Below are 24,245 nucleotides of genomic sequence, written 5' to 3'. Positions count from 1 at the left end.
GTTACTCGAAGCCCCGTCGGACCGAACCCGGCGGGGTTTTCTTCTGCACCAACAACCCCTCTCCCCGCACGGCCAACCGCGCCCTCGCGAGTCGAGAAATCTCTACAGAGGGATATAGGGTCCGAAAACAGCCGATTCCGTCACCGAGACCCGAAAAAGTTTCACCGAAATCACCGCGGCACCCCCGCAGCCCCCAACGCCTCCTGCAGCACGCGCAGCAGCCCACGCGCCCCCGCGGCGTCCAATTCGCAATCACCAGCACCGGTATCGACCACGAAACTCACCGCATCCCGCGCGACACCATCAGGGCCCGGATACTCCGCGGCCACCACCATCACGCTCCCGCGCACGGTCCCCGGGATCGCCAACGTCAACTGGTGAATACGCACCAGATCACCCGACCCCGCGCCACCCTCGGCCCAGCCATGCCCCTCCGGCAGCTCACACCACCCAGGACACCGCCCCGACGACGCCACGGCACCGAAGCCGTCCACCGAATCCTCACCACCGTGAACCAGCCGAAGAGCATGAAGCATGCGCCTGATCACCGCCCTTCACTCCTGCCGGAAGCCGGCACAACGGCCGACCCGGCGCCACCGAGCTCGCCCGCACCGAACAACGACTCGAGCCCGGCCCGGTAAACACCGCGCGGCACATTCCTGCCCGACTCCCACCGCTTCCAGCTACGAACGACCACCTCGTCGCCCGATGGCCACGCCCCGGACGCCACATGACCCCGCAACCGACGAACCGCCTCCGCCTGACTCCACCTACGCGCCGTACGCACACCGCGCAGCCGAGCACCGAAGTCGGAATCCGGCCGCGACCGATGCGGCACCACCGAATGAACGAGCGCCGTCAGATCCGCGACCTCGCGCCGAAGATCCTCGATCGCGCTCATCGCCACAACTCGAAATTGAGGCCCAGCACGGGGAACGCACCGAGCAGCTCCCCGCGCCGGACGACTGAGGTGGGGGATCCGGCCTTGGTGTCACTCCAATTTGTCCCCATAACGCTGAGTCAATCACAGTAACCGCAGTGAATCAATAGTGGCCTGAGTGAGCGTGAGTAACCGCCCCACCACTTACCCTTGGAGACGTGCAGCGGAGCGAGCGGGCAATGCCCAAATACCAGGTCATCGTCGACGCTCTACGAGCACGCATCACGACCGGCGCGCTCCCTGCCGGTACACAACTGCCGACCAAAGCAGCCCTCATGACTGAATTCGGCGTGGCCGTGAACACAGTCGAGCGCGCGCTAACGGCGCTTCGCGAGCAAGGACTAATCGAAAGTTTTCAAGGCTCGGGCACCTTCGTACGGGCCGCGACCGAGAACGTTGCACCGACCATCGAATCCCTCGCCGCCCAGGTCGCCGATCTCAGTACTCGAGTCGAAGCGCTGGAGCAGCAGCGGACCATCGCGATCGACCAAGGTTGAAGCTTCGGCGCTCGCCGGGCGGCTCCGCCAAGTGTCAATTCTTCGGGGACGTGACGTACCCGCTGGTCAGAGGGCTTCTTGGTGATTGGAGCCAGTGCATCCGCTGCTGCAGGACAGTGCCGCGGAGCGAGTTGGGCAGTTACACATGTGACCGACGTTGTGACAAGCAGAAATGGACAGGATGACCGCTGTCTCTAAGTAGGCAGGCGTATGCCGGGATGTCATTCGCGGATCGTGGCGGGGGACGTGACGTATGCCCTGGTCAGAGGGTGTTTGTGTGGTGCGTTCCGATGTGGATTTGGACGGTGCGTCGGGCGCGTGTGGTGAAGATCTGAGTGTTGATGACCGAGATCTGGCTGGTATGCAGGTCGCGCAGCCGGATGTAGGGCTGGGGGCGGTCGAAGACGACCGCGCCCTTGCGCCATATTGCGCGGAACCCGGGGTCTATGGAGAGTTCGGCGAGCAGGCCCCTGTGCCGATCGGGGTTGGGATGCTGTCCCATGAGAGCGCGCACCGCGGCGACGGCGAACTCGGCCTCGGCGCGCCATTCGGCGAGGACCTGCCGCGCATCGGGCCGCAAGATGGTCCAGCGCAGCATGTTGCCGTCGGCGACGAGGCCGGGGAAGCGTTTGTCGTGGGCGGAGTTCGCGTACAGCACGTTCCATTGCTCGTCGAGGTAGCACGCGAGACTCGGATTCAGGGCGTCAGCCGCGCGTCGTACGTCCGGACCGATCGTCGCAGCGCTCGGTGGGCGTGAGTGCCGGGGCCGGGCCAGGTTGTTCAGGTGGCGCGCCTGGTCTGGGGAAAGCCGCAGCGCTCGGGCGAGCGCGATCAAGGTAGCGGGTGTCGGCGCGGTGCGTTCGCCGTGCTCGAGTTGGGTCAGGTAGCTGATGCTCAGGCAGGCGATAGCGGCCAGTTCGGGTCGTGTGTATCCGTGCGGGTGTCCGGCCGCCGGCCGGCCCCGCAGCTCGCGCAGGTAGTCGCCGAAAGCGGGTGGGAAAACTTCCGAGACGTCGGCGGCGTTGTCGAGGGACATGTCATGAGGGCTGTTCAGGGCGTTGACCAGCCACCGTTCACGCCGGTTTCAGTGCGCGCTCGCCGAGGCGGCCGCGGTCAACGCTGCGGCCCCGAGGTGGGCTGACAGTACCGCCACGATCTGGGTTGCGGCCGCAGTGTCGAAAGGGTCGTCGAGCAGGTCCTGGGCCAGGATCCGGACGCGACGCGCGACGGCGCGATCGGCGGAATCGTAAACCGTGGCAGCGACGTGCGCGGTGGTGACCGGTGGGACTGCACGTCCGTCGCGGTGCGCAAGCTTCGAGAACGGGGGCGGGGGAGTGGCGGACGTAATACCTTCCGCCACTACCGGATCGGTCGATCGTAGACGGTGGCTCATAGAAGTTTCCTCCCCGGGGCGTGCCCGGCCATCCCCATGCCGGGTCCGAATGCGCTACAGGCCGATGGACATATTCCGCGGGTCGGCAGGAGTCCCCTGGGAGAGGTGCGCAATGGGCTCACTGTAGAGCAGGTGTAAATCACCCGCAACGCTCGCCGGAAATTGCGAATTCAACTAGGCCGCAAGCGTAATACGGACGAAAGCGTTTCAAATTCAATCGGTACTTCTACGCATCCGTCGCGGCCCGGACCGTGACCAACGCGGCGGTGGTGTGCTGATCGAGCGCCATCAGAGCCGCCCGCACCTCGACCCACATCCATCCGCCGTCCAGGCCCCGGATCCTCAGCCGGCCGTGCGTACGGCCGGTCGCAAGACCGCTCGACATCGACAACGCGACATCGAGATCGTCCGGATGGATCTGGGGTTCGGGCTCGCCGGCCAGCCGTTCCCACGCAACACCCGGCATAGGCGGACCCATCCAGCGCAGCAGCTGAAGCGACCGCAAATTCATGATCGCCCGGTACTCACCGTCATCGGCCGAGGCCTCGATGACGGAATACTCGAGGACCACCGGTGGCGGCGCTGCCGGCGTCGTAATGGCTTCGCCGATGTCGTGAGTGATTCCGCGCAAAAGGATTTCAGGCTCGCCTTCGTCGTTGATCTCTTCGAGCATCCGGCACGAGAAGTGCGCAGCACGCAACGCGCCGTCGTCACGACGCACCGTCCACACGGCTTGATGCTCGGTCCCCGGCCGCGACCGCACGATCTTCGCCAGCGCCTCACTCTCGTCCCGGTTGGTGACCAGCCGCGTGAACGCGCCCGCGATGGCATGTTCGGCCGCCCAGTTCTCCCGCGGAACACCGTAGAGATCGAGTAGATCACCGCTGCGCGTCGACGTGCTTGTCGTCAGATTGAACTGCCATGCGCCTGCACGATCACGAACCGGCGGCACCGTATTTCGCCGACCGATCCACACATGCACGCCGTGACTGCGCCCGGAACCGATCACAAGCGGCACCGCGATGACCCGGGCACGCCCGTCCCCGGCCGCGCGGTCAACACGCTGCAACGTCTCGGTGCTCTCAGCGACGGCACCGGTCACCTCACGCAGAGTCGCGCCGTTACGGAGCAGGTTGCCGAGCGGAACGTACTTCTTCGGCGCCGAGCCCAGACCTATCACGCTCGGCGGCGCACCCCCGAACGTCTCGACCAAAATCCAACTGGCATCCCCCATGCCGAGCCGATATTACCGGCCGGTGAACAAACCGGTGGCCTTCTCGTAACTCGCTCCACACACCCGTGCCGCGACGTCGGCCAGCCGCGCATCGGCACCGATCAGCACCTTCGGTTTGCGGCGCTGAACGCCGGCCAGAATGACGCGCGCAGCCTTCTCTGGCGACGTCCGGGCGACCCTCTGCTCGAAACGCTCGATCGCTCGATCCCCATCTACGCCAGCGGCATGCAACGCAGACCGGGCGATCGTCGTGCGCACCCCGCCGGGAAACACACACGTCACTGCCACATTCGGATGTACCCGCATCTCCGACCGCAGCGACTCGGTGAATCCGCGGATCGCGAACTTCGACGAGTTGTACGGCGCATAATTACCCACGCCGATCAGACCGAATGCCGATGACAGATTCACGACATGGCCACGGTCCGACTCGACAATGAACGGTAGAAACGCTTTGGTGCCGTTGACAACTCCACCGAAATTCGTGCGCATCACCTGTTCGAACTCGGCATGCGAAGAGATCTCGACACCACCGACATGCAGTACACCGGCGTTGTTGATCACCGCGTCGACGCCCCCATATCTGGCCACCGTCTCGGCCGCGAACCGAGCCATATCCGGAGGGCTCGTCACATCGGCGACCACAGCCAAACTGTGCTTGCCGCACAGGTGCGCGGTCTCGTCGAGGCCGGCGGCGTCCACATCGGCCAACGCCAAGCGGGCACCCCGGCGAGAGAGCTCGACGGCGAGCTGCTTCCCGATCCCTGCTGCGGCACCGGTCAACGCGAACACGCGGCCTTCGAAGTAGCTCACGACTGGAAAGCTACCGGGCGCTGTGGCCGAATATGCGGGCGAACTACCTCGACGGAATGATGTGGACGGCCGCTTCGGTGTCGCGTTGAGGAACAACGAGAGATGGCGGGCTGGGGGGCGTGGACCGGGCTCTGGCCGAAGACATCCTGGGTTCACGCAGAACGCAACAGGAGCGATCCGCCGACCGAGAGCGTGCTGCGACCAGGGCTGCGTGCTGCTTTCTCCCGATTGTCCGATCGCGAGGTTGCCAAGCCGGGATCTAGCCCGGCGCCGACATATCGCGCTTGTCCACCAGGAACACTGAACACCACGCGGGCCCGGCCGGGGGAGGCCACCCCGACCGGTCCGCTCGCCGTCGCGGCGGGTACCGCTACTCGTCGTCCTGCACCATCACGTGCTGGCCCTCCACACCCAGATCGACCGTCAACTCGTGGTAGCCGTGGTGGAAGTAGTTGTCCGGGGCAGCTTGCGCCAGTCCGGCGCCTGCCAGGGCGATGCTGCCGACGGCGGCAGCGGCGAACACGCCTCGGACGAAGATCGAACGCTTCATTACTATTGTCTCCCTTGATCAATGATGCTGGACACCGCCTGGGCGCGCGGTGGAGGCGGGCGAATACGGTTCGCACCGCTCTCGATAGGTTGGAGGCGTCGGGCGCTGCGAAGGTTCCCGCCGCAATTCATGAGCGCGGTCACACATCGCGAGGGCGGTGTAGTCGGGCACGGCGTGCCTCCCGCATTCGCGAACCCGGCAGGGAACATTCGTCGGTCCGGCCGCATCCAACACAGTGTTGAAACCAAACACGACTGGTGACCACACCTGCGTGGTCACCGACGTTCGCGCAACAAGGGAGACGGACGCATGAAGCGCACGCACATTGTTCAAGGTCTGCTCACCGCAGCGGTCACGGTCGGCATCGCCTCCGGACTGGCCGCCGGCATCGCATCCGCGGAGCCGATGACCGGGTTCATTCCCAAGGCCGACTGTGAGGCCAAGGCAGCCGAACTGCGGGCACAGCACACTCCGCCGCCCGAGCAGACCTCCGCCGGCGGCTACGGCTACCGATGCATCGCCTCTGCCGCGCAGCCAGGCAAGTACCTCGTCGAGCGCTACCACTACAACATCTGAACTCACAGGACTGGCAGGGCCGAGCCGGTCATCACGCCGCCTGCGTGGCCGTGGCGTTGCGCTCGAACCGGATGCGCTCAAGGTGGAAGCTCTGCGCATCGGTTGGGGCGGGGGTGGGGCCAGAGAGCTGGCGAGACAATGCGATTGACCTCAAACAAGGGAAAGACCCATTGGGCTCCAGTCGCGTCTCGGGTCGGAAGCTCTGGAGCGGTGGGCCTGGCGTAAACGAGTGAAGGACTTGGCCAATCGCGCAACGGTGCGTTGCACAATTCTCCGGGTGGCTTGCATAAACGGTCAGCGCAATACTGCCGTCCACGTCATCGCACGCGCCGAGCAGCATGTAGTCGACCACGATGACGTCAGTGGTTGAGCGCGCGCGTAGGCGATGACGTCGTCGCCGATTCGGGTGTCGGTGAGGGTGGCGGCCAGTCGCCTATGCCGCCGAGGCTGGTTGTGGTTGCACGCGGGTTCCAGGGGCGGGCGGTGGTGTAGGGCTCGACGTGACGGTCGATCGCGTCGGCGTGGGTGGGGTGGGTCATCACGGTGACGGTGTGACCGTGGGCGGTGAGCGCGTCGGCGATACCGAGCATCGCGGGTATTTTCCTTCCGTCGTCGAAGGTCGCAAGGAGGTAGCTGGTCATCACCGTGTCCGGGGGTAGGGGATAGGACCGTCGTTGACCGCCAGGTCCAACGCAGCCTGAAGTGGGAGCGGCGTGATGTGCGCGAACGGTTTGGCGCGTGTGGGGTCGACGACGTAGTCGAAGCGATTGATGCTGGCGAGGTGCCGGCTGAAGTGGAACGAGTCGTCGGTAAATCGAGAGGTGAGGAACGCGTCGAGAGTGGGCGTGCTCCAAGGCATCCGCACGATAGGTTTGTGATTGTTGAGGGTGTCCATGATGGCACGGACGAGCTGTTCGTGGGTCGGTTCGCCCGATGCTGGGACGTCGACGGTTCGACCGACTGGGGCGGGGTTGGTTCCGGCATACACCAGACATGCAGTGGTGGTGGTGATGTCGACGACTGCCATACGGTGTCGGCGCCACGGCCCCATCGGGATCACCGGTGCGCGTCGGATGAGTTGCAGGTAGGGCCGCATTCCTCGCGATTGGTCGCCGAGAACCATTCCGGCTCGGACGGCGGTCATCCCGGGAATGCCGGCGAGGAGTTCGTGTTCGACGGTGAGCCGGTTGCGTTGGTAGAGCGGCGTAGTTGTGCAGTCGGGGGCGCGGAGGGTGGTGAAGAACACGCCGCGCGGCAGCGCGGACGCGGTCGCTGCGGACACGAAGTGGCGGGCTGCGGCCAGGTCACGGTCGTCTTGATCGGGGGAGTCCAGGGAATGGACGAAATAGTAGGCGACATCTATGTCGGTCAGCGCTTCAGGCAGGCCGGCTCCGGTCGTGACGTCTCCGACGACCACGTCGTGTAATCCGGCTGGGGCTCGTCGAGGATCGCGGACGAACCCTCGCACCCAATGACCTTGCTCTACCAGTTGAGCGGCCACGCGGCTGCCGTTGTAGCCGCTCGCTCCGACGATCAGGATTTTCATGATGATGCGCTCCGGGTGATGGTGCTTGAGTGGAGGGGAGAATCAGCGGTGGTGGCCGTATCGCCAGGGGCGGGTGCCGCCCGAGCACCACGACCGCCACACCGGACGGGTGTCTGGGCATTGCCAGCAGCAGCGGTAACGGGTCGAAGAATGCGTACCGCTCTGAGGCCTTTCTATCGCGCAGAAACAGGCGGTCCACACACGCCCACTCGATCTGTCGTGCACCTCAGCTCGCGTGCAGTCGCAGCTCGACGAACACCACCTCGGCGTCGCCATGCCAGCGCACTGATCGTCTACCACGTGGACATCCCGCTCGGCTCGTCGCCGGGCTCTATCTCGGGACTACCGATGCCTCTGCCTCGGCGTCGCGGAAGGTGATGACGCCGGCGACCGGTAGAACGGCAATCACCGATACCACCAGTACTCCCGCGGCGACCCATGCCGCGCTGGAGATTCCGACGGTGGCGATAAGCCATCCAGCGATGATGAGCCCGACAGGGCTCAATCCGGTGGCCGTCAGCTGATCCATCGCGAACACGCGCCCCAATTGTTCGGGTGCGACGTGGTTCTGCAGGGCCGTCGTCCACAGCACCGCGAACGCCGCTAAGCCGACACCCGCGAGCCCGGAGAATGCGACGATGACCGCGGGGTGCGCCTGGAGTGCGATCGCGACGAGTTGCGGTGTTTGGCACAGCAACGCGAGCATCGCGACTGCACCGGGGCGACGAGGCGTGCGCGATGCGCTCACCGTCGCACCGAGCATGGCGCCGACTGCCTCGACCGATACAGCGAGCCCGTACCAGATCCCCTGTTTCCCCACCAGCAGCAGCGGCAAGCAGATCGACACCGGGCCGGCGACGACGGCGATCTGGACCATTCCCTGCAGCATGACTGCGAGAATCCATCGCCGCTCGATGATGTAGCCGAATCCAGCGGCGACGTCATGAGCGAGTGATCGACGAATGTCGCTGCGTGGCATTACATCACTGACACCGATGAGCGTCACGACACTGACCGCGAAGGTGATCAGGTCGAGGACGAGGATCGTCCGCGGAGTGAACCAGATGGACAGTACCCCCGCCGCAAGGCCGCCGAGGATCATCGAGAACCGCCCGGTCAGCGTGCGTAATGCGTTGACGCCGGGCAGTGCCTCCGTCGGCACGAGCGTTGGGAGCATCGCCATGTAGGCGGGCCGGTAGAGGCCACTGCCAATGCCGAGGACCGCCGCGCATGCGGTGAGCGCGAACTGTGGCGCCTCCGGCCCGAGGACGATGATCGTAGCCAATGCGCCCGCGCGGATGAGGTCGGAGACAATGATCAGCCGGCTGCGGCGGTGGCGATCGGCGAGCGCCCCGGCGAACAGCAATGACACGATCCCGCCGAGCGCGCTCGCCGCGAGCACGAGCCCTATCGTGGATGCGGCGTCGGGGCGTGGCACCAGGTAGAGCGCGATCGCGATCGCGAAGATCGCGTCGCCGATGATGTTGACGAGCTGCCCCAGCCACACTCGTCGAAATGCGCTGTGCCGTAGCGGGAGAAGGATCGCCTGCACCGTTCCACCCCCGTCCGCGTTAGTTGTGATGCGAAATTTGCCCGGCCGCAGACCCATGCTCACACATCGGCCTTACTCGGGTGCTGAAGGATCGCAGACAGTGCCCCACTCCGGCGATCTGGTATCGATAACCATATCGCATGCCGGTCGGATGGCGTTGGCTGCGTGTACGAGCCGAGCGGTCAGCTTGATTCCATCGGCATCCAACCAGTCTGCGACAGTGGCATCGAACTGGGCACGCTCTCGCAGGCGTTCGACCAGTACTGCGGTGACTTCCGCCGCAGGTGTGCGCTCATCACCTGGTAGGCAGAGAACGGTGCAGTCTGCACCGCGCAGATGGTGCTGTAGCTGCGCTCGGGACGCGGGAGTTCGTTGCCACAGCAAACCACCGCCGGTGTCGATCACTGCCCGTCCCTCGTATTCGGAAAGAGCGGTCAGCGCACGCAGTTCGAACGGTGATTCGTAAGCATGCAGCGCCGGCGCTCCTCCGCGGCTGAACACGGTGTCCGCATCGTTTTGACGGTATTCGGGGCCGTAGAGAATGCCGCGGTCAGCATCGACCGAGATCAGTGTCATACCCAGCTCGGCGGACAGCGCGGCGGCGAACGTGCTCTTGCCTGCTCCTGGTGGTCCGACGACGATGACTCGATTCAACCCGCGGTATCCTCGCGATACAGCTGGCGAGCAAGGTCTGGACGCAACTGTTCGCTGAGGTACCCGTACAAGAACGCGACCGGCGAGGCCGTCGCGTCTCCCACATACCACTGACGCATTCGGCTGACGGCCAGCTCCCAAATATGGATCTTTCCGCACAGGACGGCGGCGAGATCGCAAGCCCAGACATCGATTCCGGATGGGATTGCGAATAGAGCGTCCCGTAGGCCGCCCTCGATATCTTCGAACCGAGCGGTGTTGAAATTGAGTGCGACGAGCCGTTCGGTGTCACCTCTCAGGTGGATCGCGAATCGGTGTGCACCGGTGGGGTTGCCGAGGTACTCGCTCACCTCGATCAGCCCGCGCCCGAGCGCGGACAGCATCAGGTGTGGCGCCGCCTGATGTAGTTCGCGATCGATCAATTCGCTGTCACCCTCCTCGGGGGCGAACAGTGGACTGAAGTCTTCGGCAAGGTCGGGTTCGGCTGTGTCGTCCTTGTCCGAGGCCGTCGGCGGGGCAGCCAAGGTACGGGCCGTGATCCAATCGGCTGTGCCACACCCCGACTGAGGTCCCGTCGTGAACGATTCGCCTGGGCGGAGCCCGATTACGGTCCCCTCGATGGACAGGGTGTTCGCCGCGTCGGCCAGCTCCTTGTAGTCGTCCCACAGGAATCGACCGTGTTTCGGCGGGTTCTGTGTGTATCCGCCGCCGCTGAACAGGATGTATCGCGTCCCGGAGACTCGCGAGGTGCTATCTGCGAGCAGTTGCCGCAGGATCTCCAGTCCGGTCGTGCGATGCCCGTAGCCCGACGGTATCGGCAGGAGGTTGTCGAATGCGCCGAGGTGGCCCGCCGGCGGGATCTGTGCATTGTGAGTGACCACCAGGGCGTCGGGCCTCAGGTGGGCGACGGCGTCCCCGAGTTCGGTGTCCGATTGGATCAGCACCCCATCACGGTCCAGCCCTGCAGGACCGAGCCATACGCTGTGGACGCGGCTTTCCCAAACCGGCACAGTGCCTGCTCCTGCCAGGAACCGCAGGTGCCCTTCGCCGATGGCGTAGTTCTCGTTCGGCTTCAGTAGAACGACATCAGTACCGATCGCTTCGACTGCATCGACGCAGACGGTGGGCGTCGATGCGGGCAAGATCACCGGGGCGCGATTGCCGAGCAACCGCAGCGACGGAAGGTGCAGGTGGTCGAGATGCTCGTTGGTGACGACCACCGCATCCAGGCGGGGGATCCTCGCGAGGTCGACGCTGCGAGGTGGATAGATCTCGAAACGCAGCCGCTCGGAGTTGCCGAACGAATCGGTGAGAACGGGATCGACCAACACCGTGGCGCCGGCGGACTGCAGCAGCCACGACTGTTGACCGATAAAAGTCAGCGTAGAACTCAATTGACCAGATCCCTCTTCGCTGCGATCGATGCGAGCTGGGCGTGGTACGCCTTGCAGGCAATGTCGGGCCGGATTTGCTCACCGTAGGCGGCGTACATTACCGCGACCGGAGACTCGAAGGACGGGCCCTCGTACCACGACCACATCGCCACGCCGACAATATCCCAGATCTGCAGATCACCTCGAAGTACCCCCGCGAAATCGGTTGCGTGCACAAGTATTCCGAAATCATGCTCCCGGACCGCATCGCCGATAGGCAGATCGGCTACCTCGACGAACCGACCACTGCAAACGTCGAGCGCGAGACTCACATCGGTGCGTTCGGAGCACAGCAGCTTGAGCACGAACGGATGCGTGGGCGAGCCATCCTGACTGAGCGTCAGCAACGCGGTGCCCAGTGGGGCAAGAAGGATCGCTTTCGCCAAGTAGTCGAGATTCTCGACAATGAGTGCGATTGCCGCCGTTTCTGATCCGGGTGTCGTCGCGCTGATCAAGTGCTTCATCGGGATCGGCTCACCCGACAGGAGGAACGACGCACGACGATCCTGCAACTCGTTGAAGCGCTCGTAATCGGTGCCAAGCCATTCGAGGCGCCCGACCACGGCGATGCCGTGAACCGTCGCGTCGATGAGATCACCGGGTTCCGGCCCGACGACGGTCATCTTGCGCACCAACGTTTGGGCGGCCGCCGCAACCTGTTTCTGTTCAGAGAACGGGAACGGTCCCATCTGCTCGTAGTCCTTGAGGAACCCCCCGCCGCAGATGAGGAAATGGCTATCCGCGAAACCTTCTGCGCTACGCAAGGTCCCATCCAGCAGCTCGTACACGATGTCGAGCCCGGCGAAAGGTGAGTAGCCCAGCGCCTTAGGGCGCGCTTTGTCGCGGACGTAGAACTCTTTGAGATTGCCCAGCGAACCGAGCACGCCCGGCGGAGTGACCTGCGCATTGTTGCTGACCGCAACGGCCGCCGGGGGTGGTACAAGTCCCTGGTCCAGGTCGTCGATGAAGGTGTCCGACACGAGTGCGTCGATGCCGAGGAACAGTCCGGACGCGTCGGGATCCGCCGCATCCCGGGCATAGACCTGGCTGACGCGGCTCTCCCAAAGGACGGTGCCTCGCCCAGGCGGATACAGCGTGATAAGGACGTCGCCGAACACGGCCGGTTGCCCGAAGGGCACCCGCACGACCTCGAACCCGAGCGATTCGACGCAGTCGACCACAGTCTGAATCATCGTCGGCCCCACGACGATAGGCACGTTGCGAGGTAGCAGATCGAGCGACGGAAGATGGAAGTGATCAGAATGCTCGTGGGAGATCACTACTGCGGCGGGAGTGGGTACCGAAGCCCTGTCTATCCAGCGGGGCGGATAGATCTCCACCGGACTGGAGGTGTATTCCTCACCGTAGCGCGGGAACAGGATCGCATCGATCAGGACCGGTGAATCCTGGTCTCCGAGAGCGAAGCCATTGTGACCGAGAAAGCTGAACCTCACCAATCTCCAATTGAATTCCAGGTCCGCAGCAGTGCGAGGCCCCCGTCCTCCGATACGATGCGCGAGGGGGATAACCTGCAGCGAAGCAACTTACGTGGACTGCTGAATGGGCACGGCGCCGGTCCGGCGGGTGGACGCGCGGCGCCCTAAAGTGCCGTACGCCCACCCCGAACCGTCAAGGCTCACGCTCGATCAGCGTACGTAGTACGCCGGCACGCTGAACCCCGGTCCTGTAGCGCCGATCCGTTTGGCGGCACCCTGTTTCTTCATCGCCTTCACAGCAGCACGCAGCGCGGCCACATCGGCGGAACCTAGCTTGGATTTCGAATCCATAGTCGTTCACCCCCCCTCCGCTCATCTCCCCATGAGCTGAAATGCACTATCCCCGTTGTGTATCCGACTGTCAACTCCACCGAGCCCGGCCCGCCAACAGTGGTCCGGGCATCGAGTAACATGGGATCGCTTCGCCCGTGAGGATGCGACCATCGTCTGCAATTCCCATCGTTGACGACCGGATGCAGCTGAGACCAGGGCGAGCGAAATCGGCTCCGGCACTGCGTTGCTCAACTCGGCCCCAAAAGGCGCATCCACCTGTCACGGTTGAGAACGGCACCACCGGCTGGAACAACCGAACCGGTGTCATCTAGCACCTAGACCGCCACTGGCCCGCGAGAAGCCTAGGAACGGGACTGCACATCCATAACGCCATTCGGACAACGGGAATGGAATGACCTACCGCACAGCCGCAATCGAACACCGCAGGCCCCTTGGGCCCGATCGATCGAGACCGCGTCCAGGCAGCATCTGAGTGGGACGAAAGGGATGGCGGCAGTTACACAGTCGCGTCCGGGGCGTGGCGCGCCTCGCGCCAACGGCAGATTTCCTCGCGGGTGAGACTCCATTGCGGGCCCAGACCAGAGACGACCTCGGCTTCGAACGCGGCCTCTTCTGTTACGGCGAGTGTGTAACCGCCGCGACAGGATCGGCATTCTGCCTGTCCACCCCGGCCGTGGCATGCGCTGCAGGTCAACAGATCACCGGTGGCGTCGATGAGCAGAGACCGCGCTAGATCACGCGGCCCCTGGCCGCGAAAGCCCCACTGCATCCCGGTCGGGGAACTCCAGAGCTGATGGCGTAGCACACCCTGCACGACGCCGTCGTCGGCGACCTCAACCACCACCCCACCGACTCCGCCGGAGGTGCGAGCGCTGCGATAGGTCCGCACGGTCGGGCGGGAAGTCACCAAGCTCCGTCAGCACTACCGTCGTGGTCGATCTGGACATCCTGATGGGCGAAGCCGGCGTCGATGCCGCCGAAATCGCCGAGGGTTCCGTGACCACCGACGCCGACTTCCGGGATCCCGCCGTCCACGGGGCTGATGTCGAGATTGAAGTCACCGGAACCGTAAACACCGCCATATCCGGAGACTCCACCCTGATCCTGCTCGACGCTCAACGTCATCGACCCGTCCTGAGGGGTGCCGGGTTCATCGGCAGTCGGATTGTCCGTCTGTGCCTCAACGTCCTGGTACCCAGCTTCAGCCTCGAACTGACCCTGCGACAAGAAATGCCCGTCACCCTCGACACTGAGCTCGGGGACGCCCCCGGGAGCGCTGATGGAGACCTCGACACCGCCGCCTACCTCCGAGGCTGTGTCCGCGCCGACTCCGACCTGGATGGTGTGCGACGAATAGTCGCTCTCGCCAGGACTGTTGAGGATGTCGCCGAGGTCGGGAATGCCGACCACCTCGGGGAGCTGGATGCCGCCGATGTGATGACCACCATCACCGCCCGGCGCCGGGTGCGCCGGCTCCGGCTGCTGCGGTCCACCGTGCTGCGGTCCGGCGTGCTGCTCCGGCTGCTGCGGTCCGCCGTGCTGCGGTCCGCCCTGCTCGTTCTGGTTCGACATGATGTTCATCTCCTCCTAGTGCGTGGTACCCCATCGGGGCCGTCAAGCGTTCGATGCGACCACCACACCGAATGTTCCCGAGTAGCCAAATCCCTCTCCGCGGTTTCGCTCGGCCCCTCGTGGTAGCGAGACGGCGATCGGAGAGAATATCTACGTGCGCTCGGCGGAAGACTCAGACAGTGGGATAGGAGCATTGACATGCGCCACCCTCGTCACACGTCCGTTTCGCCGCGTGGCCCAGATCTTCTGCCGAAGCGTGGCAGCTCGCATCGCATCCCCCCGGAAAGTTCCCCAGGCCAGACAATACCGCCGACTCGGCTCGCGACGCGAGGCGGTTCCCATCAGACACGCGCTGAAAGGTTCCCGGGGTGTCCCATGCAGCGCCCTTACCGGACCTTTCCTTCACCGTCGAGCCAGGCGCGAAGATCGCTGAGCTCTCCGAGTGTGGAGCCTGGTGTGGTCGACAGCAGTGGTTGATTCGACTACCCGACCTACCGCGACGCTGGCGACAACTGACGCCCGGCACTGTGCCCGGCCTTGGGACCTCGCTCCGGTCGACCACGAAGGACGCCCAATATGCTCAAATCGGGTCGCGCCGAATCGATGCTGGGCAACGCCTGAAGTCGGTCCCCAAACCCGTGCCGGTTCGGTGCACGGTGGGTCAGTTACGCTGTGGCGAGTGTGATTTGACCTATGAATCACTACTTGAGAAGTCCGTCTATCAGGGGGAAGTTATGTCTAACCGAGTGAATGTTCGCCGGGTGGTAGGTGGCTTGATCGCCGCCACGTTCGTGATCGCCGGTAGTGGTTTCGCTGCCGGCACCGCAGCGGCTGAGGGTGCTGCTGAAGGCGCCCGCGATACAGCAAGTCTGGAACAGGCCGAGCAGAACCTCAACGAGAAGCACCGGACAAGTCTGGAACAGGCCGAGCAGAACCTCAACAAGGAGCACCGGACCCCACTTGACGGGTCGGGCAACGGCCCGCGCGCGATATCGCCGTCGGGCAACGGCATTCCGAATGGCCCGGGCCCGGATGGCGCACAAGCTCACAGCCGCGGCTAAACGAGGGGTTGCGGGGCCGGGACCTCGCTCATAGCGTTCGAGGGGTTGCCGGGCAGGGCCTGCCTGCCCGGTTTTCCCGACACTCGGGGCGGCCCGCGGCGCATGATCGACGAGGTCAGCGGCGATCACGGCCATGGGCTTCGATCAACGCTGCGCGCGCGGGACTCGGCGGCAGTCTTGGTGGCTGTAGAGCACGTGCAGAACCCGGCGGGCGCGCAGGGCCCGCTCGATCCGGGTGTCGAAGAGAGCGAGTTTCTCCATGGCGAGGAGTCGGTCGATCGCGGCGGCGAGGTCTGTGTCGGTGAGGCGCTGGACCGTCTCGTCGATGAGCGTCGCCGCTTCTTCGTCGAGGAGTGCGAGGAGATCGTCGGTGAGTGCTCGGATCTCGTCGTCGGTCATGTCTCGTTCCTGTGCGATCGGTGCGTCAGCGAAGCGCTATGCCGGCGACGACCGCGAGGATCGCGCAGACCAGGCCGACGGGCGCCAGTTTCTCTCTACGCCGGAACGCGGTGATCGAGTAGATGACCGGGACGATTCCGATGATCCCGAAGTCGAGTATCAGATCGAGCAGGATGTAGACGATCGCCGCGAGGCTCGCTGTCAACGATACCCAGTTCGCTGTCCACAGCCGCGCAATGGGTTTGGCTTCCGGCGTGTGGTCGGGCAGTGGCGGTTGGGTTGTGGTGGTCCACTGGGGCTGTGCCGGAGGGTAGCCCGGTTGCTGCCACGAGTTCCCTGACGGCGGCTGACCAATCGACCCGCCCCATTGGGCGGGCGCGGCGTACGGCTGCTGCCCCCACGTGCCGTTGTGGTTGGCCGCGGTGGGCACTTCCCATTGGCCGGCTGTCGGATATGGCTGCTGAGATGTCGGGTAGTTCCACGGGTTGCCCTGTACCGGCTGCCCGGCGGCGGGCGGGCCCTGATGGGTCGCGGGTCCGCTGTAGCGAGGTACGGCTGGCGTGTTCGGGTCCGGGTACGCGGCCTCGGTGGGGCACGGGTTTCCGGTGGTGGGTGTGACCCGGTCCGGGCCGGTCGGCCATTGTGGTGTGGCCCCAGCGGCAGGGGCGGGGTAGTTGCCGTGGGGGGCGTACTCGTTTCCTGGGCTTGACCCGTTGTGCTGCTGGTCGTTTCCGTAACGGGGGTATCCGTGGCCCGGTGTGGTCATGGCCGATTCTTCCTTTCGATTAAGGCGTGTGGCACGCGAGTGACTCCGCGTCGGTTCGGGTATCGTGGCGCATGCCCGGTAACGGCCGCCCCCCGGATCGTTGCCCGGCTTCCCCCCGGAGACTTCGGCCCCCCGCCGAAGTCCGGGACGCCCCTGATGAACCTTCCCCGAGGTGTCAGGCGCGATGTAGCCCCGGTCCGAAGCTCCCCCGCTTCGGCCGGGGCTTTTCGCGTCGAAGGCGACGCCTGTCTCAGGATGCGCCGGCGCGGTGGGCGAGGTCGACGATCGACCAGGGGTAGTGGTCGACCGCGGTGACAGCCTGGTCGACGGGAGGAGCGGCGGCGAGGTTGGGATCCGGGTTGTCGGCCACGAGCAGTCGGTGGCCGGAGTCGGCCCAGGCGTTTTCGAACTGGTCGATCGGCACGGTTTCCTCGTTGCCGTCGGGCTTGCCGGTGTCGGAGAGCACGACGACACCGCGGTCGGTGTCGATCGAGGTGACCACGAGGACGTGGTCGGGTTGCCCGTCTTCACCGTTTTCGGATGCGGGATCCCAGATTTCACCGGAGTCGACCATCGCGATGACTCCGTAGCCCTGGTCGAGCAGGTGTTCGAGGTCGTCGAGGGAGCTGGATTCGGTGTGGCAGGGAACGCCCTGATCGTCGAGGAGAACTTCGAGGTTGGACAGCGTCATCCCCTGGGACGGGTCGCCGTTGCACCAGAGTCCGAGTTCGGTTGCGCGGCTGGCCAACTGCTCGGGGTCCTTGATGTCGAGCCCGGTGTACTCGGACACGATCTGTGCTGCGCTCGACGGCCCGCAGTAGCCGTTGACGACTTGGTAGAACCAATTGTCGGCGTAGGTGTCTGCATCGCCATGGACGGTGTTCTCGGGTGCGGGCGGCGATGCAGCGGGATCATCCTGGGGTGCAGGCGCGGGGTCCGGTTCCGGTTCCGGCGCTGGAAGCGGCGCGGGTTCCGGGTCGGGTGCGGGCGGCGGTGGTGTCGCCGCGGAATGTGGTGCGAGGTCGGGAATGTCGGGGATGTGGGCACCGTCGAAGGAGGTCGAGAAGTCGATCGCGGGTGCGATCAACTGTGGGTCGATCCCACCGCCACCGGCGAAATCGTTGTCGGTGAAATCTATCGACGCTGCGATCGGGTGTGGATCGATATCGACAGCGGTGTCCTCGCCGGCCGGGCCGAACGGGTCGATGTCAAACGAATGCATGTTCGCTACTTTCCGTTCTCGTTGGCCTGGTTCGGCCCGGGCCGGGCAAGGGGGAGGCGGGTCAGACGTCGTGCGGGTCGATCCCGTGGACCTGATCGTCGACGGGTGCCCAGTTGCCCTCGGCGGTGTGGACCAGGTGCTCGTCGGCGTATCCGTCGCCGTTGGTGTCGATGCCCATCACGTCGAAGGTGCCGTCGTCGTTGACGTCGGAGAGCACGGTGTCGATCACGCCGTCACCGTTGGTGTCGGTGTCGAGTTCGTCGTAGAGCCCGTCGTGGTTGGTGTCGATCATCGCGGTGTCGAGCGTCCCGTCACCGTTGGTGTCGGTGTATTTGAAGTCGGCGAGTGCATCGTGGTTGGTGTCGACTTCCACCTGGTCGAAGCGGCCGTCGTCCTGGGTGGAGGTTTCGGTCCTGTCCGCGTTTCCGTCACCGTCGGTGTCGCGGATGACCTCGTCGTCGCGACCGTCGTGGTCGAGGTCCACATGCTGAACGTCGCGCACGCCGTCACCGTTGGTGTCCTCGTCGGAGATGTAGGGGGCGGTGCTGGCCGGCTCGCTCGGGGTTGGGGCGGTCGTGGGCGGCGCGACGGGCGGGTTGGGCGCAATCGCGGGGTCGGCGGTGGGGGTATCGGTGCCGGTGTAGAGGCCGCCTTCGACGGTGGGGGACTGGGCCGGGCTGTCACCGAAGTGCGCGTTGTCCGGGTCGCCGGTGATGTCGGCGAGGTCGGGGATGTCGGCGGGGTGGGTCATGGGTGGGTCCTTTCGGTGCGGTGGTCTTGCGCGGTTGTTACGTCAGATGCGCGGCGGGAACCGAATGTTCCGGATGCGGGGAAGAAGTTTCGCGCGACGGCGGGATTGCGGTGAGTTCGGTGATCAGGGTGTGGATTTCACTGATCCGTGCGTCGACGACGCGCTGGTTCCCGGTCAGTTTCTTGAGGGACTGCTCGCGGGTGGCGGCGTCGAGACGGGCGGCTTCCTTCACGTCGATCATCTGCTTTTGCACCTGTTCCATGCTGGTGCGCAGGTGCTCGCGGTAGCGGATGACGATTTCGGGGCGGGCGGTGGTCAGTGCCGCTTCGAGCATGCGGGCGGTGCTGCCGCGGGCGGTGCCCAGGGTTTCGCGCAGCCAGGTCAGCAGATTCTGCTTGCCGGCGCGCATTGCTCGGTAGCCGAGGTTGACACCGATCCACACCACGCCAGCGATTGCGCCGATGCCGAGCAGCGCGCCGAGCATCGAGGTGCCCATCATGCCCATGGACAGCACGGTGGGGTCGATGAGTCCCTGGCGTTTGCTGGCGACATTGCCGGTCTGCAGAGTGTCGGTCTGCAGTGATGCCATGATCTGCTGCTGGATCTCGTCCCACACCGCCGGTGAGTCGAACAGCGGGCCGATGATGGCGTGTAGTTCGTCGAGGAACTTCTGAACCGCCGCCCCCATCGCCGCGATGAGGTCGGTCTCGATTTCTGCGGTGAACACCTGAGGGTTTTTGCGGAGTACTTCCAGGCCGTTCTTGTTGATGCGGGTGGTCCATTTGGTTTTCAACTCGTCGAGTTGCTCGTCGAGCACACTGACGGCGGACTGGCGCGCCAGCGTCAGGTCACGGCCCAGGTGCAGCTCCCATTGCCCGCTGTGGTTTTTCAGCTCGGTCAGCCGGTTCTGCTCCTGTGTGAGGTCGGCGACCACGGCGGGACTGTCGGTCAGCGCCGCGATATCGGTGCGCAGTTTGTCCGCGACCAGGCGCAGCCCTTCCCATGAGGTGCGCAGCGCGTTGACCGCCGGAAGCCGCGCCCCGAGGTCGAGTTTGGCTTCGATGACGGCCCGCAGCTCGACGATCCCGGTGGAGGCGAGCCCCTGATCGCGTCGCGGCCCGGCGGGCAGTTCGTCGGCGGCGTGCGCCCGCACGCAGGACACCGCGATCACCGGGATGTCGCGGCCGGTGTGTTCGCGGATGAGGCGCTTGTTCTCCGCGACGATCGGCCGGTAGCGGCGCAGGTTCTTGTCGGTCTTGGTCACCGCCACGATCACCGAATCCACCGACGCCGAAGCCGCCCGCAGAAACGCCATCTCGGGGGCGGTGATCGGGGTCGAGGAGTCGCACACCACAACCAGCACACAGGCCTGCTGCGCGGACATCGTCGCAAGCTGCGCGTGCGACTGGTCGAGCCCACCGGTGCCGGGGGTGTCCATGACCACGATGTCGTGCTCGGCGAGCCAACGGCTTTCGACCGGCAGCACGGCCCGTGTCGGTAGCGACTCCACCCCGGGGTCACGCACGTAGCGCCCGGTCGCGGTCACCCATTCGGGCAGCTCAGTCGCCGGGATCCTGGTCGCGGTGCCGGGAAAGATCAGGTCGGCGGTGCCGTCGGGGTGACGTTCGGAGGCGGCCACGACGTGCACGGTCGCCGACGTGGTCACATCGACATCGACCGGTGAGGCCTCTCGCCGCGAAACCAGGGCGTTGACCAGGGCGCTCTTGCCGCGTTTCACCTCACCGACCACCACCACGGCCCGCTGCTGGTTGCTGGTGCCGGCTTGGCGTTCGGCCAGATCGGCGGTGTCGCCGAATTTGTAGGCGCGCAGAATCTTTCCGGCCGAGTCGAGCACCGAATCGACGCGGCCGGGCGCTGTCTCGGTCGGGGCGGTTGGCAAGGCAGGCGCGGTCATCGGAGAACGCCGGCCGCGCGGAAGGCCGGGGACGTTGGGGTGTGTACGGCCGCAGCGCCGGCGACGGCAGCGACCGTCGCCGGCACTCGCCGCACTGTCCTACGCGGTGCCGGCGCCATCGAGTACCAGGTACTGCGCGGTGATCTTCTGCAGGGTGTCTGTCTCTCCCGCGCCGCTGGCCTCACCGACATAGTTGCCCCGCTGCACCAGGCAGTAGACGTAGGGGTCGGAACCGGGGTAGGAACTCTTCTGCTCGACGCATTTGGCGTTGGGCACCCCGGCCGGGCCGGCGATCTCGGTCCACGGCTCTTCGAGCGGATCACTCGGCGGGGCAAGTGTTTCGGTGATGAACCGGGAGAACAACTCGTTCGCGCCCTGCTCGCTGTCGGAGCGGTAGACCTGGGTGCCGTCGACGGCCTGCAGTGTGGTGCCGGTTTCTTCGAAGTCCTTGACGTTCTGCTCGGGGTTGTCCGCGGTGTGCGCGGCGCCGCGACCCGCATACACGGCCAGATCGTTGGTCGTGCGGTTCCCGTCGAGCGGGGGAACGGTGTAGATGAGGACGTGGTCGACGTCGATCGGCAGGTTCGGCATGTCCGCGACCGGGGTGGCGGGGAACTTGTCGATCAGCGGGCCCTGCAGGCTGACGGACTTGGCGATCGCCTTCGCCTGCCAATCCTTGTCCGCGGCAGCGGATTCGGTCGTGTCGTAGAACACGAAGTCACCGTGCGCGGTGTACGCGTACGTCGTGACCTTGTCGTCGGGTCCGGGCCCGGACGAGACCACCACCTGCGTGTTGGGCAGAACGTCGATCGTCGTCGCGGCCGCGGTGGGAGGGTTCTCGATCGGTTTGCCGTTCAGCGTGGGCGGCAGCAGAGTCGTTCGCGCATATTCGTCGGCGGCCTTCTTCGCGGCGGCGGCGTCGGGGAAGCGGAACACCGCGTGCATGAACCGCTTGACCTCGGTGGCGTTGCCCGGTTCGCTGCGGGCGGTCTTGAACCCCATCACCATGCCGTTGTCGACCGACACCTTCACCAGAGCTTCGGTGCTCAGCGTGCTCCCGCTCGAGTCGGCGTTCTTGATGACGTTGCCCATGCCCCCGCCCTCGGAGAGGATCGGGTCGACCTCGTAGGGGAGGGTGACGAATTCCGCCATCCGCTGACCCTCGATGATGCGGCCCTTTTCGTCGCTGCCGGCGACGTCGAAGGCCGGTTGCGGTGCGGTGGCGTACTTGCCGGGGTCGGGTTCACCCTCGGGTGCGGGGATGGTGGTGGCGAGCTGGTCGCCACCACTGGCGGCCGCGGTGTCCGCGCTGTCCTTGCCGCAGCCGGTGACGAGCACGGCAACCGCGGCGCCTGCAGCTGCCAGTGAGACGATCGTGCGTCTACTCATGTCGAAACTCCTTGTTGGTCAACGGGTCCGCAGGGCGGGCCGAGAGGTTGAGCGTGCTATTGGGTGTCGGCGCCATCGAGGACCATGTATTGCGCGGTGATGCGCTGCAGGACGTCCTTCTCGTCCATGCCGCTGGTTTCACCGAGATAGTTGCCGCGCTGCACCAGGCAGTAGGAATACGCGTGACCGGCCCCGTCTGCGTCCTGCTTGGTCATGCATTTGGCGTTGGGAACACCGGCCGGGCCGGTGATCTCGGTCCACGGCTCTTCGAGCGGATCGCTGGGCGGGGTGAGGAACTCCCCGGCGAACAGGGTCAGGAGCTTGTTTGCGCCCGCCTCGGTGTCGGAGCGATACACGTTGGTGGCGTCGACCGCTTGCAGTGTGGTGCCGGTCTCGGCGAAGTCCTTGACGTTCTGCTCGGGGTTGTTCGCACCGTGCGCGGCGCCGCGCGAGCCGTAGACCGCCAGATCGTTGGTCATGCGGTCCCCGTGGAGCGGGGGAACGGTGTAGATGAGGACGTGGTCGACGTCCATCGGCAGGTTCGGCATGTCCGCGACCGGGGTGGCAGGGAACTTGTCGATCAGCGGGCCCTGCAGGCTGACGGCCTTCGCGATCGCCTTGGCTTGCCAATCCTTGTCCGCGACCGCTACTTCGGTCCAGTCGTAGAACACGAAGTCGCCGTGCGCCGTGAACGCGTTCGTGGTGATCTTGTCCTCGGGCCCAGGTCCGGCGGCGGTCACGACCCTCGTGTTGGGCGCGACGTCGATCGTGGTGGCGGTCGCGGTGGGCGGGTTTTCGATCGGCTTGCCGTCGAAGCCGGTCGGGGGCAGCAGGTCGGCCTTGGCGTATTCGTCGGCGGCCTTTTTCGCGGCCGCGGCGTCGGGGAAGCGGAACACTGCGTGCAGGAACCGCTTGTTGCCGGTGCTGTTGCCCGGTTCGTTGCGGGAGGTGGTGAAGCCCATCACCATGCCGTTGTTGACCGAGACCTTGACCAGATCCTCACCGAGGATGTTGGCGCTGGCGTCGGCGTTCTTCAGAACACCACCGAGTCCGCGGCCTTCGGTGAGGGCCGGGTCGACCTCGTAGGGCAAGGTGACGAACTCGGCCATCCGCTGGCCTTCGACGATGCGGCCCTTGCTGTCGCTGCCGGCAACATCGAACGCCGGTTGCGGCGCGGTGGCGTACTTGCCGGGGTCGAGTTCACCCGGCGCGGCAGGGATGCTGGTGGCGAGCTGGTCGCCACCACTGCCTGCCGGCGTGTCGTCACCGTCGCTGCCGCCGCAACCGGTGGCAAGAACGGTGACCGCGGCGCACGCGGCGGTCAGTGAGACGAGCGTGCGTCTACTCATATCGAAGCTCCTAGTGCTCAACGGGTTCGCCGCGCAGGGAGCATCAACTCCGACGGAACGATCCGCCGAACCGATACACGTGCGCGAAAGCGATGCTGTTGATGGCTTCGATGCGCCACGGTGGGGAAAGGTTCCCCCACGCCCCCCAAAGGCTTGCCAGACGATAACCGACGTGTAGCTGAAAGTCGGTCGTCGGGTAGGGTACACACCCGGCGGCCTGGCCGTCCCCGGATGCGCGACGCGAATCGCCGCCACCCGGGATTATGGGGCTACCGGGGGTTTTCGTTCGATGAGCACGCATGTGCGGTGGAATGCCGCTGCGCTGGGCACGGTCGTGCCCGGACGCCGCGACGGCCGGGAAACGCCGTGAACGTGGCGATCATCACACTGCTGGTGGTAGTTGCTGTCCTGGCCGGTACCGCGGTGGGCTGGTGGCTGCACGGCCGCCGCGAGACGGTCCCCGCGCCCGTTCCAGCAGCGGGCGCCGACGGGGTGGCCCGCAGACTCGTCGAGCAGTTGATCCTGCTGCACGACCAAGGCGACGCCCCCGACACCCGTGCCCGCATCACCGACCTCCTCGCCACGGCCGATGTCACCCCAGTGGCGGCCACTGCAGGCGCAGTGTTCGACCCGAACCACCACCGCGCCATCGATTCCCGTCCCGCAGCAACACCATGCGAGGCCGACACCATCGCCGCGCTCGTGCGCCCCGGCTGGATTGCTCCCACCGGTGTGCTGCGCCCCGCCGAGGTCGTCGTCCTGACCCGTCCCGCGCCAATCGGTGGCCAGGTGTGACAGAGCTTCACCCCGATTCCCGATCGCCGCAGCCCGCGCCGCCACTGG

The 24,245-nt window shown here is 65.5% G+C and carries 27 protein-coding genes; 4 read left to right on the top strand and 23 right to left on the bottom strand.

The window, feature by feature from the left end:
• Positions 1-170 precede the first annotated feature (170 nt).
• Together OG921_RS26255 and OG921_RS26250 are read right to left on the bottom strand one after the other, a co-directional pair.
• Positions 171-536: a hypothetical protein gene (locus tag OG921_RS26255; protein WP_266115498.1), complete on the bottom strand. Its 366-nt coding sequence runs from the start codon at positions 534-536 to the stop codon at positions 171-173.
• Positions 537-544: 8 nt separating this feature from the next.
• Positions 545-901, bottom strand: coding sequence for a hypothetical protein (locus OG921_RS26250; RefSeq protein ID WP_266115497.1), 357 nt, complete (start codon positions 899-901; stop codon positions 545-547).
• Between the two features lie 197 nt (positions 902-1,098).
• Between OG921_RS26250 and OG921_RS26245 the strand changes: the two genes are divergently transcribed.
• Complete coding sequence (locus OG921_RS26245) at positions 1,099-1,437, top strand: GntR family transcriptional regulator (RefSeq protein WP_266115496.1); 339 nt, start codon at positions 1,099-1,101, stop codon at positions 1,435-1,437.
• 262 nt (positions 1,438-1,699) lie between these two features.
• On the opposite strand, the gene OG921_RS26240 is transcribed toward OG921_RS26245, so the two are convergent.
• The 5 genes from OG921_RS26240 to OG921_RS26220 all read right to left on the bottom strand — a co-directional run bounded on the left by OG921_RS26240 (position 1,700) and on the right by OG921_RS26220 (position 5,427).
• Complete coding sequence (locus OG921_RS26240) at positions 1,700-2,473, bottom strand: helix-turn-helix domain-containing protein (protein ID WP_266115495.1); 774 nt, start codon at positions 2,471-2,473, stop codon at positions 1,700-1,702.
• A 48-nt stretch (positions 2,474-2,521) separates the two neighbouring features.
• Positions 2,522-2,797 (bottom strand): hypothetical protein, encoded by a 276-nt coding sequence (locus OG921_RS26235; protein ID WP_266115494.1) that lies wholly within the window; start codon positions 2,795-2,797, stop codon positions 2,522-2,524.
• Between the two features lie 259 nt (positions 2,798-3,056).
• Positions 3,057-4,064: a GAF domain-containing protein gene (locus OG921_RS26230; protein WP_266115493.1), complete on the bottom strand. Its 1,008-nt coding sequence runs from the start codon at positions 4,062-4,064 to the stop codon at positions 3,057-3,059.
• 12 nt (positions 4,065-4,076) lie between these two features.
• Positions 4,077-4,877 carry an SDR family oxidoreductase gene (locus tag OG921_RS26225; RefSeq protein ID WP_266115492.1) on the bottom strand — a complete coding sequence of 267 codons (801 nt, stop codon included), beginning with the start codon at positions 4,875-4,877 and terminating at the stop codon, positions 4,077-4,079.
• 370 nt (positions 4,878-5,247) lie between these two features.
• Positions 5,248-5,427 carry a hypothetical protein gene (locus tag OG921_RS26220; protein WP_266115491.1) on the bottom strand — a complete coding sequence of 60 codons (180 nt, stop codon included), beginning with the start codon at positions 5,425-5,427 and terminating at the stop codon, positions 5,248-5,250.
• 309 nt (positions 5,428-5,736) lie between these two features.
• Between OG921_RS26220 and OG921_RS26215 the strand changes: the two genes are divergently transcribed.
• Positions 5,737-6,003 carry a hypothetical protein gene (locus OG921_RS26215; RefSeq protein WP_266115490.1) on the top strand — a complete coding sequence of 89 codons (267 nt, stop codon included), beginning with the start codon at positions 5,737-5,739 and terminating at the stop codon, positions 6,001-6,003.
• A gap of 359 nt (positions 6,004-6,362) precedes the next feature.
• Here the strand turns inward: OG921_RS26215 and OG921_RS26210 are convergent, their stop codons facing one another.
• The 9 genes from OG921_RS26210 to OG921_RS26170 form a co-directional block, all read right to left on the bottom strand.
• A complete protein-coding gene (locus tag OG921_RS26210) occupies positions 6,363-6,644 on the bottom strand; it encodes a hypothetical protein (RefSeq protein ID WP_266115489.1) in 282 nt (93 codons plus the stop codon).
• Entirely contained in the window at positions 6,644-7,549 is a 906-nt protein-coding gene (locus tag OG921_RS26205) for an SDR family oxidoreductase (protein WP_266115488.1), read from the bottom strand. Before OG921_RS26205 ends, OG921_RS26210 begins: the two co-directional genes overlap by 1 nt.
• A 331-nt stretch (positions 7,550-7,880) precedes the next feature.
• On the bottom strand, positions 7,881-9,101 hold the full coding sequence (locus OG921_RS26200) for an MFS transporter (RefSeq protein ID WP_266115487.1): 1,221 nt from the start codon (positions 9,099-9,101) through the stop codon (positions 7,881-7,883).
• Between the two features lie 72 nt (positions 9,102-9,173).
• The gene (locus OG921_RS26195; RefSeq protein WP_266115486.1) at positions 9,174-9,755 is read right to left on the bottom strand and encodes an AAA family ATPase; all 582 of its coding nucleotides are present in this window, start codon (positions 9,753-9,755) and stop codon (positions 9,174-9,176) included.
• The gene (locus OG921_RS26190; protein ID WP_266115485.1) at positions 9,752-11,149 is read right to left on the bottom strand and encodes an MBL fold metallo-hydrolase; all 1,398 of its coding nucleotides are present in this window, start codon (positions 11,147-11,149) and stop codon (positions 9,752-9,754) included. Before OG921_RS26190 ends, OG921_RS26195 begins: the two co-directional genes overlap by 4 nt.
• On the bottom strand, positions 11,146-12,645 hold the full coding sequence (locus OG921_RS26185) for a hypothetical protein (protein WP_323182880.1): 1,500 nt from the start codon (positions 12,643-12,645) through the stop codon (positions 11,146-11,148). The genes OG921_RS26190 and OG921_RS26185 overlap by 4 nt, the downstream gene beginning before the upstream one ends.
• 189 nt (positions 12,646-12,834) lie before the next feature.
• A complete protein-coding gene (locus tag OG921_RS26180; protein WP_266115484.1) occupies positions 12,835-12,975 on the bottom strand; it encodes a hypothetical protein in 141 nt (46 codons plus the stop codon).
• A gap of 499 nt (positions 12,976-13,474) precedes the next feature.
• Positions 13,475-13,885, bottom strand: a complete 411-nt coding sequence (locus OG921_RS26175; RefSeq protein ID WP_266115483.1) for a DUF6166 domain-containing protein — start codon at positions 13,883-13,885, stop codon at positions 13,475-13,477.
• Entirely contained in the window at positions 13,882-14,550 is a 669-nt protein-coding gene (locus tag OG921_RS26170; protein ID WP_266115482.1) for a hypothetical protein, read from the bottom strand. The genes OG921_RS26175 and OG921_RS26170 overlap by 4 nt, the downstream gene beginning before the upstream one ends.
• Positions 14,551-15,236: 686 nt before the next feature.
• Here OG921_RS26170 and OG921_RS26165 point away from each other — a divergent pair.
• The gene (locus tag OG921_RS26165; RefSeq protein ID WP_266115481.1) at positions 15,237-15,611 is read left to right on the top strand and encodes a hypothetical protein; all 375 of its coding nucleotides are present in this window, start codon (positions 15,237-15,239) and stop codon (positions 15,609-15,611) included.
• A gap of 144 nt (positions 15,612-15,755) precedes the next feature.
• Here OG921_RS26165 and OG921_RS26160 read toward each other — a convergent pair whose 3' ends face one another.
• From OG921_RS26160 to OG921_RS26130, 7 genes are all read right to left on the bottom strand, one after another.
• Positions 15,756-16,010 carry a hypothetical protein gene (locus tag OG921_RS26160; RefSeq protein WP_266115480.1) on the bottom strand — a complete coding sequence of 85 codons (255 nt, stop codon included), beginning with the start codon at positions 16,008-16,010 and terminating at the stop codon, positions 15,756-15,758.
• Between the two features lie 25 nt (positions 16,011-16,035).
• Positions 16,036-16,776: a hypothetical protein gene (locus OG921_RS26155; RefSeq protein WP_266115479.1), complete on the bottom strand. Its 741-nt coding sequence runs from the start codon at positions 16,774-16,776 to the stop codon at positions 16,036-16,038.
• Between the two features lie 250 nt (positions 16,777-17,026).
• The gene (locus tag OG921_RS26150; RefSeq protein WP_266115478.1) at positions 17,027-17,998 is read right to left on the bottom strand and encodes a C39 family peptidase; all 972 of its coding nucleotides are present in this window, start codon (positions 17,996-17,998) and stop codon (positions 17,027-17,029) included.
• Between the two features lie 61 nt (positions 17,999-18,059).
• Complete coding sequence (locus OG921_RS26145; RefSeq protein ID WP_266115477.1) at positions 18,060-18,749, bottom strand: hypothetical protein; 690 nt, start codon at positions 18,747-18,749, stop codon at positions 18,060-18,062.
• Between the two features lie 37 nt (positions 18,750-18,786).
• Positions 18,787-20,664, bottom strand: a complete 1,878-nt coding sequence (locus OG921_RS26140) for a dynamin family protein (RefSeq protein WP_266115476.1) — start codon at positions 20,662-20,664, stop codon at positions 18,787-18,789.
• A 99-nt stretch (positions 20,665-20,763) separates the two neighbouring features.
• Entirely contained in the window at positions 20,764-22,053 is a 1,290-nt protein-coding gene (locus OG921_RS26135) for a hypothetical protein (protein WP_266115475.1), read from the bottom strand.
• A 56-nt stretch (positions 22,054-22,109) separates the two neighbouring features.
• Entirely contained in the window at positions 22,110-23,402 is a 1,293-nt protein-coding gene (locus OG921_RS26130) for a hypothetical protein (RefSeq protein WP_266115474.1), read from the bottom strand.
• A 366-nt stretch (positions 23,403-23,768) separates the two neighbouring features.
• Between OG921_RS26130 and grpE the strand changes: the two genes are divergently transcribed.
• Entirely contained in the window at positions 23,769-24,197 is a 429-nt protein-coding gene (grpE, locus tag OG921_RS26125; protein WP_266115473.1) for a nucleotide exchange factor GrpE, read from the top strand.
• Positions 24,198-24,245: the final 48 nt, after the last annotated feature.

The sequence above is a fragment of the Aldersonia sp. NBC_00410 genome (assembly GCF_026342035.1).
Lineage (GTDB): Bacteria > Actinomycetota > Actinomycetes > Mycobacteriales > Mycobacteriaceae > Aldersonia.
This window is presented reverse-complemented; position numbering and strand designations above follow the sequence as displayed.